This window comes from Pseudomonas sp. PGPPP1, from assembly GCF_002255865.1.
In the GTDB taxonomy this organism is placed as follows: domain Bacteria; phylum Pseudomonadota; class Gammaproteobacteria; order Pseudomonadales; family Pseudomonadaceae; genus Aquipseudomonas; species Aquipseudomonas cremoris.
The window spans coordinates 1-7872 of record NZ_NKIG01000121.1; the positions used below are offsets into that span (position 1 = coordinate 1).

A 7872-nucleotide genomic window follows, 5' to 3' on the forward strand; every position below is an offset into this window, starting at 1 on the left:
TGGGAATAGCAGCCGGAGTCTGAAATCCAATGCAAAATCAGCAAATCCGTATCAGGTTGAAGGCTTTTGACCATCGCCTGATCGACCAATCCACCCAGGAAATCGTGGAAACCGCGAAACGTACTGGTGCTCAAGTGCGTGGTCCAATTCCACTGCCTACCCGTAAAGAGCGGTTCACCGTTCTGGTCTCCCCGCACGTCAACAAAGACGCGCGTGACCAGTACGAGATCCGTACTCATAAGCGCGTACTGGACATCGTCCAGCCAACGGATAAAACCGTTGATGCACTTATGAAGCTTGATCTGGCGGCCGGTGTGGAAGTACAGATCAGCCTCGGCTAAGACTTGGGTCTTAGTCGTGTAACGCTCTGAAATGGGCGGCCATAGCGGGTGAAAGCCCCGTACACTCATGAGGTTTACAACATGACTATTGGTGTAGTCGGTCGTAAATGCGGTATGACCCGTATTTTCACCGAAGAAGGTGTCTCCATTCCGGTCACGGTCATTGAGATCGAGCCGAATCGCGTCACCCAGTTCAAAACTGAAGAAACCGATGGCTATCGTGCAGTGCAAGTCACTGTCGGCGAGCGTCGTGCTTCGCGTGTGACTGCTGCTCAAGCAGGTCACTTCGCTAAAGCAAACGTTGCAGCTGGTCGCACTGTTATGGAGTTCCGTCTTGAAGACGGCGACTACCAGGCTGGCGATCTGATCAACGCTGAAATCTTCGCCGCTGGTCAACTGGTTGATGTAACCGGTCAGTCCAAGGGTAAAGGCTTTCAGGGTACGATCAAGCGTTGGAATTTCCGTGGCCAAGACAACACTCACGGTAACTCCGTTTCCCACCGCGTCCCGGGCTCTATTGGCCAGTGCCAGACTCCTGGTCGTGTATTCAAGGGCAAAAAAATGTCCGGTCATATGGGCGCTGAGCGCGTGACCGTGCAGTCCCTCGAAGTAGTGCGCGTCGACGCTGAACGCAATCTGTTGTTGGTCAAGGGTGCTGTTCCTGGCGCTACTGGCGGCAACCTGGTTGTACGTCCAGCGGCCAAGGCTCGCGGTTAAGGGGAAGCTGACATGCAATTAAATGTAAATGACGCTCAAGCGATCGAAGTTTCCGAACTGACATTTGGCGGCGAATTCAACGAGACGCTGGTTCACCAAGCAGTCGTGGCCTACATGGCCGGCGGCCGTCAGGGTAGCAAGCAGCAAAAGACCCGTTCCGACGTACGTGGTGGCGGTAAGCGCCCTTGGCGTCAGAAAGGCACTGGCCGTGCTCGTGCCGGTACTATCCGTAGCCCAATCTGGCGTGGCGGCGGTACCACTTTCGCAGCTCGTCCACAGGATCACTCTCAGAAGCTCAACAAGAAGATGTATCGCGCAGCTCTGCGCTCCATCCTTGCTGAACTCGTGCGTACTGATCGTCTGGTCGTGGTTCAGGACTTCGCTGTTGAAAGTCCAAAAACCAAAGATCTGCTGGGCAAACTGAACAACATGAGCCTGACCGATGTTTTGATCGTGTCTGAAGCTGTTGATCAGAACCTGTACCTGGCTGCTCGCAACCTGCCACACGTTGATGTACGTGACGTGCAAGGTTCCGATCCAGTTAGTCTGATCGCATACGACAAGGTATTGATCACCGTGTCGGCCGTGAAGAAATTCGAGGAGCTGCTGGGATGAACCAGGAACGCGTATTTAAAGTTCTGCTTGGCCCGCACGTTTCCGAAAAGGCTACGGTTCTGGCTGACAAGAAAGGCCAGTTCGTTTTCAAGGTTGCAACTGACGCAACCAAGCTGGAAATCAAGAAGGCCGTCGAAAGCCTGTTCAGCGTGAAAGTAGAGCGTGTTACTACCCTGAATGTTCTGGGTAAGAGCAAGCGCACTGCTCGCGGTCTGGGCAAGCGTAATGACTGGAAGAAGGCAGTTATCTCCCTTCAGCCAGGCCAAGATCTCGATTTCAGCAGCAGTGCTGAGTAAGGAAGGGGTGCATCATGGCAATCGTTAAATGCAAACCGACTTCCCCTGGCCGCCGTTTTGTGGTCAAGGTGGTCAACCAGGAGCTGCATAAAGGCGCTCCTCACGCACCGCTGCTCGAGAAAAAATCGAAGTCTGGTGGTCGTAACAACAATGGTCGTATTACCACTCGTCACATCGGTGGTGGCCATAAGCAGCATTATCGTCTGGTCGACTTCCGTCGCAACGACAAAGATGGCATCGCTGCCACTGTCGAGCGTATCGAATACGATCCAAACCGTACTGCTCACATCGCTCTGCTGCTGTACGCAGATGGCGAGCGTCGCTACATCATCGCCCCTAAAGGCGTGAGCGCTGGCGACCAGCTGATCGCAGGTGCCCTGGCACCGATCAAGCCGGGCAACGCTCTGCAGCTGCGTAACATTCCAGTTGGTAGCACCGTACACGGCATCGAATTGAAGCCAGGTAAAGGCGCGCAAATCGCTCGTTCCGCTGGTGCTTCGGCTCAGCTGATCGCTCGTGAAGGTGTCTACGTGACCCTGCGTCTGCGTTCTGGTGAGATGCGTAAAGTGCTGGCTGAATGCCGCGCGACCCTGGGCGAAGTCTCGAACTCCGAGCACAGCCTGCGTTCGCTGGGTAAAGCTGGTGCCAAACGCTGGCGTGGCGTTCGCCCAACCGTTCGTGGTGTTGCCATGAACCCGGTTGACCACCCACACGGTGGTGGTGAAGGTCGTACCTCTGGTGGTCGTCATCCGGTATCGCCATGGGGCTTCCCGACTAAGGGCGCGAAGACTCGTGGTAATAAGCGTACCGACAAAATGATCGTCCGTCGTCGCAAGTAAATAGAGGGATACGACAGTGCCACGTTCTCTGAAAAAAGGTCCTTTTATTGATCTTCACCTACTGAAGAAGATCGAAGTGGCGGCGGAAAAGAACGATCGCAAACCAGTTAAGACCTGGTCGCGTCGTTCGATGATCCTGCCACAAATGGTCGGTCTGACCATCGCAGTACACAACGGTCGTCAACACGTCCCAGTTCTCGTTAACGAAGACATGGTCGGCCACAAACTGGGCGAGTTTGCCGGTACCCGCACTTATCGTGGGCACGTGGCAGACAAGAAAGCCAAGCGTTAAGGGGTTAGGAAATGGAAGTAGCCGCTAAGTTGTCGGGCGCTCGAATCTCCGCCCAGAAAGCCCGCTTGGTCGCCGACCAGATCCGCGGGAAGAAGGTGGGCGAAGCGCTCAACCTGTTGGCTTTCAGCAGTAAGAAAGCCGCCGAGATCATGAAGAAAGTGCTGGAGTCGGCCGTAGCCAACGCCGAGCATAACGAAGGCGCAGACGTTGATGACCTGAAGGTCAGCACCGTTTTCGTCAACGAAGGGCGTTCGCTGAAGCGCATCATGCCACGTGCCAAAGGCCGTGCTGATCGCATCGTCAAGCGGTCTTGCCATATCACTGTCAAGGTTGCTGACAAGTAACGGAGTCGAAGAGATGGGTCAGAAAGTACATCCCATTGGCATTCGCCTGGGAATCGTCAAGGAGCACACCTCCGTCTGGTACGCAGACGGTCGGACTTATGCGGACTACTTGTTCGCTGATCTGAAGGTGCGTGAGTATCTCCAAGACAAACTAAAAAGCGCGTCCGTAAGCCGTATCGATATCCATCGTCCGGCCCAAACTGCACGTATCACCATCCACACCGCTCGTCCAGGTATCGTTATCGGGAAGAAAGGTGAAGATGTTGAGAAACTGCGTCAGGACCTGACCAAGCAAATGGGTGTGCCTGTGCACATCAATATCGAAGAGATCCGTAAGCCGGAGCTCGACGGTATGCTGGTTGCGCAGAGCGTAGCTCAGCAGCTGGAGCGTCGCGTAATGTTCCGTCGCGCTATGAAGCGCGCCGTACAGAACGCCATGCGCATTGGTGCCAAAGGCATCAAAATCCAAGTGAGCGGTCGTCTCGGCGGTGCTGAAATCGCACGTACTGAATGGTATCGCGAAGGTCGTGTGCCACTGCACACCCTGCGTGCCGACATCGACTATGCCAACTACGAAGCTCACACCACTTACGGTGTGATCGGTGTAAAGGTTTGGATCTTCAAAGGCGAAGTAATTGGTGGTCGCCAAGAAGAACTGAAACCACAAGCACCAGCGCCTCGTAAAAAAGCTGCTAAGTAAGGGGTACGCCAAATGTTGCAACCTAAGCGTACGAAGTTCCGCAAGCAGATGACAGGCCACAACCGTGGTCTGGCTCAGCGCGGTAGCAAAGTCAGCTTCGGCGAGTTCGCGCTGAAGTCTGTAGCTCGTGGTCGTCTCACCGCTCGTCAGATCGAGTCAGCGCGTCGTGCTCTGACCCGTCACGTAAAACGTGGCGGCAAGATCTGGATCCGTGTATTCCCGGACAAGCCGATCTCCAAGAAGCCTCTCGAAGTGCGGATGGGTAAAGGTAAGGGTAACGTGGAATACTGGGTAGCCCAGATTCAGCCAGGCAAAGTCCTGTATGAAATCGAGGGTGTTTCTGAAGAGCTGGCGCGTGAGGCTTTCGCCCTGGCTGCTGCAAAGCTGCCGCTCGCCACCTCCTTTGTTAAACGGACGGTGATGTGATGAAAGCGAATGAACTTCGTGAAAAATCCGCACAGCAGCTGAACGAGCAACTGCTCGGCTTGCTGCGCGACCAGTTCAATCTGCGTATGCAGAAAGCAACTGGCCAGTTGGGGCAGTCTCATCTGCTCTCGCAAGTTAAGCGTGACATCGCTCGCGTGAAGACTGTGCTCAACCAGCAGGCAGGTAAGTGATCATGGCTGAAGCCGAAAAGACTGTCCGTACGCTGACTGGCCGTGTTGTCAGCGACAAGATGGACAAAACCATCACCGTTTTGATCGAGCGTCGCGTTAAGCACCCGATCTACGGTAAATATGTTAAGCGTTCGACTAAGCTGCACGCGCACGACGAAACCAATCAGTGCCACATCGGCGACAAGGTCACTATTCGTGAAACTCGTCCGCTGGCCAAGACCAAGTCTTGGGCACTGGTTGATGTTCTCGAACGCGCTGTGGAAGTCTAAGGACTAGGGGTCGGAGAAATTATATGATTCAGACTCAATCCATGCTCGATGTGGCCGATAACAGCGGCGCTCGCCGTGTTATGTGCATCAAGGTGCTGGGTGGCTCCCATCGTCGTTACGCTGGTATCGGTGACATCATCAAAGTTACCGTCAAGGAAGCAATTCCTCGCGGTAAAGTGAAAAAAGGCCAAGTGATGACTGCTGTTGTAGTCCGCACTCGTCACGGCGTACGCCGTGCTGATGGCTCCATTATCCGCTTTGATGGCAACGCTGCTGTTCTTCTGAACAACAAGCAAGAGCCGATCGGCACCCGTATCTTTGGGCCAGTGACCCGTGAACTTCGTACTGAGAAGTTCATGAAGATCGTCTCGCTCGCCCCAGAAGTGCTGTAAGGAGATCCGACATGCAAAAGATTCGTCGTGACGACGAGATCATCGTGATCGCCGGCAAAGACAAAGGTAAGCGCGGTAAGGTGCTGAAGGTTCTCGCTGATGACCGTCTGGTTGTTGGTGGTCTGAACCTGGTCAAGCGTCATACCAAGCCTAACCCGATGTCGGGCGTACAGGGCGGTATCGTCGAGAAAGAAGCGCCACTGCACGCTTCTAACGTCGCCATCTTCAACGGCGAAACCAACAAGGCTGACCGCGTTGGTTTCAAAGTAGAAGACGGTAAGAAAATTCGTGTCTTCAAGTCGACCCAAAAAGCGGTTGATGCTTGAACACTGCTAGGTAGATAAGACCATGGCACGACTACAAGAGATTTACCGGAAGGAAATCGCCCCCAAGCTTAAGGAAGAACTTAAGCTCGGGAACGTGATGGAAGTTCCGCGCGTCACCAAAATCACCCTGAACATGGGTCTGGGCGAAGCGATCGGCGACAAAAAAGTCATCGAGCACGCTGTTGCTGACCTGGAAAAGATCACCGGCCAGAAAGTCGTTGTGACCTACGCTCGGAAATCCATCGCTGGCTTTAAAGTCCGTGAAGGTTGGCCGATCGGCGTCAAAGTGACCCTGCGCCGTGAGCGTATGTACGAATTCCTGGATCGTCTGCTGTCGATCTCCCTGCCTCGGGTCCGCGACTTCCGCGGCCTGAATGCCAAGTCCTTCGATGGTCGTGGTAACTACAGCATGGGCGTGAAAGAGCAGATCATCTTCCCGGAAATCGACTACGACAAGATCGATGCTCTCCGCGGTCTGGACATCACCCTGACCACCACTGCCAAGAACGATGATGAAGGTCGCGCCCTGTTGCGTGCTTTCAAATTCCCGTTCCGCAACTGATTGGAGTAGGACCATGGCCAAGATGAGCATGAAAAACCGCGAGCTGAAGCGTCAGCTCACGGTTGCCAAGTACGCCAAGAAGCGTGCAGCACTGAAAGCAATCATCGTTGATCTGAACGCAAGTCCAGAAGCGCGTTGGGAAGCTACAGTAGCTCTGCAGAAGCAGCCACGTGACGCAAGCGCTTCGCGCATGCGTAACCGCTGCCGCCTGACCGGTCGTCCACACGGCGTTTACCGCAAGTTCGGCCTCGGCCGTAACAAACTGCGTGAAGCGGCAATGCGTGGTGACGTACCAGGTCTGGTTAAAGCCAGCTGGTAAGTACTTTCGAAGTCCAGGTGGTAGGTATCGAAAGATAACGACCGCCGGTGACCTTGAATCTGGAACAAGCCCCTTTTGGGGCTTGTTTCATTTCCGGAGTGTGTCTAAAATACGCGGCTCGCCTGAGCCCGTGTTTTTTACCCGGAGATTCTCGGCGACATATGTAGCCGCAAGGCTAATTTTTTTGTATTAGGAGCGTCTAGCCCATGAGTATGCAGGACCCGTTAGCGGACATGCTAACTCGTATCCGTAATGCCCAGATGGCTGAAAAGTCCGTCGTAAGCATGCCATCTTCCAAGTTGAAGGTAGCTGTTGCCAAAGTCCTGAAAGACGAAGGCTACATTGCGGGTTATCAGATCAGCAGCGAAACCAAGCCACTGCTGTCCATCGAGCTGAAGTACTTCGAAGGCCGTTCGGTCATCGAGGAAGTGAAGCGCGTTAGCCGTCCAGGCCTGCGTCAGTACAAGTCCGCTGAAGATCTGCCGAAAGTTCGTGGCGGTCTGGGCGTGTCTATCGTCTCCACCAACAAAGGTGTGATGACGGATCGTGCTGCGCGCGCTGCCGGTGTCGGCGGCGAAGTTCTTTGCACTGTGTTCTAAGGGGGGATAAGCATGTCTCGCGTCGCTAAGAACCCCGTTAAGCTGCCAGCCGGTGTCGAAGTCAAATTCGCAGGCCAACAGCTTTCGGTGAAGGGTGCCAAGGGTACTCTTGAACTGAACATCCATTCGTCCGTTGAGATCGTTGAAGAAGCTGGTGAGCTGCGTTTCGCTGCTCGCAATGGCGATCAACAAACTCGCGCAATGGCCGGTACCACGCGTGCGTTGGTAAACAACATGGTCCAAGGCGTAAGCCAAGGCTTCGAGCGTAAGCTCCAGCTGGTCGGTGTTGGTTACAAAGCGCAAGCAAAAGGCACGGTTTTGAACCTGGCCCTTGGCTTCTCGCACCCAGTGGATTACGAACTGCCGGAAGGCATCACCGCTGAGACCCCTAGCCAGACCGATATCCTGATCAAGGGCATCGACAAGCAACTGGTAGGTCAAGTGGCTGCTGAGATCCGCGACTTCCGTCCACCAGAGCCGTACAAAGGCAAAGGTGTGCGCTACGCGGACGAAGTCGTCCGTCGTAAAGAAGCCAAGAAGAAGTAGGGCATAGCAAATGACCGACAAAAAAGTTACTCGACTGCGTCGCGCTCGCAAAGCACGCCTGAAAATGCACGAACTCGAAGTCGTGCGTCTCTGCGTGT

Annotated in this window: 17 protein-coding genes and 1 pseudogene; all 18 read left to right on the plus strand. The window is 54.4% G+C overall.

All coding sequences use genetic code 11. The features are described from left to right. Window positions 1–29: 29 nt before the first annotated feature. Window positions 30–341 (plus strand): 30S ribosomal protein S10, encoded by a 312-nt coding sequence (gene rpsJ / locus CFE47_RS31490; RefSeq protein ID WP_003186070.1) that lies wholly within the window; start codon window positions 30–32, stop codon window positions 339–341. Between the two features lie 81 nt (window positions 342–422). Next, on the plus strand, window positions 423–1058 hold the full coding sequence (rplC, locus tag CFE47_RS31495; RefSeq protein ID WP_003194649.1) for a 50S ribosomal protein L3: 636 nt from the start codon (window positions 423–425) through the stop codon (window positions 1056–1058). 12 nt (window positions 1059–1070) lie between these two features. Next, a complete protein-coding gene (gene rplD, locus CFE47_RS31500) occupies window positions 1071–1673 on the plus strand; it encodes a 50S ribosomal protein L4 (RefSeq protein WP_003176424.1) in 603 nt (200 codons plus the stop codon). Next, window positions 1670–1969 carry a 50S ribosomal protein L23 gene (gene rplW / locus CFE47_RS31505; RefSeq protein ID WP_002555488.1) on the plus strand — a complete coding sequence of 100 codons (300 nt, stop codon included), beginning with the start codon at window positions 1670–1672 and terminating at the stop codon, window positions 1967–1969. Before rplD ends, rplW begins: the two co-directional genes overlap by 4 nt. Before the next feature lie 14 nt (window positions 1970–1983). Continuing rightward, a complete protein-coding gene (rplB, locus tag CFE47_RS31510) occupies window positions 1984–2808 on the plus strand; it encodes a 50S ribosomal protein L2 (RefSeq protein WP_003186055.1) in 825 nt (274 codons plus the stop codon). 16 nt (window positions 2809–2824) lie between these two features. Beyond that, window positions 2825–3100, plus strand: a complete 276-nt coding sequence (rpsS, locus tag CFE47_RS31515; RefSeq protein ID WP_002555486.1) for a 30S ribosomal protein S19 — start codon at window positions 2825–2827, stop codon at window positions 3098–3100. Between the two features lie 11 nt (window positions 3101–3111). Further along, on the plus strand, window positions 3112–3444 hold the full coding sequence (gene rplV / locus CFE47_RS31520; RefSeq protein ID WP_003103908.1) for a 50S ribosomal protein L22: 333 nt from the start codon (window positions 3112–3114) through the stop codon (window positions 3442–3444). Window positions 3445–3457: 13 nt separating this feature from the next. Continuing rightward, window positions 3458–4144: a 30S ribosomal protein S3 gene (gene rpsC, locus CFE47_RS31525; RefSeq protein WP_003176422.1), complete on the plus strand. Its 687-nt coding sequence runs from the start codon at window positions 3458–3460 to the stop codon at window positions 4142–4144. A 12-nt stretch (window positions 4145–4156) separates the two neighbouring features. Further along, the gene (gene rplP, locus CFE47_RS31530) at window positions 4157–4570 is read left to right on the plus strand and encodes a 50S ribosomal protein L16 (protein WP_003176421.1); all 414 of its coding nucleotides are present in this window, start codon (window positions 4157–4159) and stop codon (window positions 4568–4570) included. After that, window positions 4570–4761: a 50S ribosomal protein L29 gene (gene rpmC, locus CFE47_RS31535; RefSeq protein ID WP_002555481.1), complete on the plus strand. Its 192-nt coding sequence runs from the start codon at window positions 4570–4572 to the stop codon at window positions 4759–4761. The genes rplP and rpmC overlap by 1 nt, the downstream gene beginning before the upstream one ends. A 2-nt stretch (window positions 4762–4763) precedes the next feature. Then, window positions 4764–5030 (plus strand): 30S ribosomal protein S17, encoded by a 267-nt coding sequence (rpsQ, locus tag CFE47_RS31540; RefSeq protein ID WP_003176419.1) that lies wholly within the window; start codon window positions 4764–4766, stop codon window positions 5028–5030. 23 nt (window positions 5031–5053) lie between these two features. After that, window positions 5054–5422 carry a 50S ribosomal protein L14 gene (rplN, locus tag CFE47_RS31545; RefSeq protein ID WP_002555479.1) on the plus strand — a complete coding sequence of 123 codons (369 nt, stop codon included), beginning with the start codon at window positions 5054–5056 and terminating at the stop codon, window positions 5420–5422. An 11-nt stretch (window positions 5423–5433) separates the two neighbouring features. Beyond that, the gene (gene rplX, locus CFE47_RS31550) at window positions 5434–5748 is read left to right on the plus strand and encodes a 50S ribosomal protein L24 (protein WP_007896770.1); all 315 of its coding nucleotides are present in this window, start codon (window positions 5434–5436) and stop codon (window positions 5746–5748) included. Window positions 5749–5770: 22 nt separating this feature from the next. Then, on the plus strand, window positions 5771–6310 hold the full coding sequence (gene rplE, locus CFE47_RS31555) for a 50S ribosomal protein L5 (protein WP_003194642.1): 540 nt from the start codon (window positions 5771–5773) through the stop codon (window positions 6308–6310). Window positions 6311–6323: 13 nt separating this feature from the next. Then, window positions 6324–6629 carry a 30S ribosomal protein S14 gene (gene rpsN, locus CFE47_RS31560; protein WP_003176414.1) on the plus strand — a complete coding sequence of 102 codons (306 nt, stop codon included), beginning with the start codon at window positions 6324–6326 and terminating at the stop codon, window positions 6627–6629. 206 nt (window positions 6630–6835) lie between these two features. Continuing rightward, the gene (rpsH, locus tag CFE47_RS31565; protein WP_010566853.1) at window positions 6836–7228 is read left to right on the plus strand and encodes a 30S ribosomal protein S8; all 393 of its coding nucleotides are present in this window, start codon (window positions 6836–6838) and stop codon (window positions 7226–7228) included. Between the two features lie 12 nt (window positions 7229–7240). Then, window positions 7241–7774, plus strand: a complete 534-nt coding sequence (rplF, locus tag CFE47_RS31570) for a 50S ribosomal protein L6 (RefSeq protein ID WP_003176412.1) — start codon at window positions 7241–7243, stop codon at window positions 7772–7774. Between the two features lie 10 nt (window positions 7775–7784). Further along, window positions 7785–7872, plus strand: a pseudogene (locus CFE47_RS31575) (50S ribosomal protein L18); the annotation flags it as partial.

Excerpts from the sequence above, each read along its gene's own strand:
- rpsQ (WP_003176419.1), top strand. The coding sequence starts at position 4,764 with ATGGCTGAAGCCGAAAAGACTGTCCGTACGCTGACTGGCCGTGTTGTC.
- rplN (WP_002555479.1), top strand. The coding sequence starts at position 5,054 with ATGATTCAGACTCAATCCATGCTCGATGTGGCCGATAACAGCGGCGCT.
- rplP (WP_003176421.1), top strand. The coding sequence starts at position 4,157 with ATGTTGCAACCTAAGCGTACGAAGTTCCGCAAGCAGATGACAGGCCAC.
- rplE (WP_003194642.1), top strand. The coding sequence starts at position 5,771 with ATGGCACGACTACAAGAGATTTACCGGAAGGAAATCGCCCCCAAGCTT.
- rpsN (WP_003176414.1), top strand. The coding sequence starts at position 6,324 with ATGGCCAAGATGAGCATGAAAAACCGCGAGCTGAAGCGTCAGCTCACG.
- rplC (WP_003194649.1), top strand. The coding sequence starts at position 423 with ATGACTATTGGTGTAGTCGGTCGTAAATGCGGTATGACCCGTATTTTC.
- rpsJ (WP_003186070.1), top strand. The coding sequence starts at position 30 with ATGCAAAATCAGCAAATCCGTATCAGGTTGAAGGCTTTTGACCATCGC.
- rplW (WP_002555488.1), top strand. The coding sequence starts at position 1,670 with ATGAACCAGGAACGCGTATTTAAAGTTCTGCTTGGCCCGCACGTTTCC.
- rplD (WP_003176424.1), top strand. The coding sequence starts at position 1,071 with ATGCAATTAAATGTAAATGACGCTCAAGCGATCGAAGTTTCCGAACTG.
- rpsC (WP_003176422.1), top strand. The coding sequence starts at position 3,458 with ATGGGTCAGAAAGTACATCCCATTGGCATTCGCCTGGGAATCGTCAAG.
- rplB (WP_003186055.1), top strand. The coding sequence starts at position 1,984 with ATGGCAATCGTTAAATGCAAACCGACTTCCCCTGGCCGCCGTTTTGTG.
- rpsH (WP_010566853.1), top strand. The coding sequence starts at position 6,836 with ATGAGTATGCAGGACCCGTTAGCGGACATGCTAACTCGTATCCGTAAT.
- rpmC (WP_002555481.1), top strand. The coding sequence starts at position 4,570 with ATGAAAGCGAATGAACTTCGTGAAAAATCCGCACAGCAGCTGAACGAG.
- rplX (WP_007896770.1), top strand. The coding sequence starts at position 5,434 with ATGCAAAAGATTCGTCGTGACGACGAGATCATCGTGATCGCCGGCAAA.
- rplV (WP_003103908.1), top strand. The coding sequence starts at position 3,112 with ATGGAAGTAGCCGCTAAGTTGTCGGGCGCTCGAATCTCCGCCCAGAAA.
- rplF (WP_003176412.1), top strand. The coding sequence starts at position 7,241 with ATGTCTCGCGTCGCTAAGAACCCCGTTAAGCTGCCAGCCGGTGTCGAA.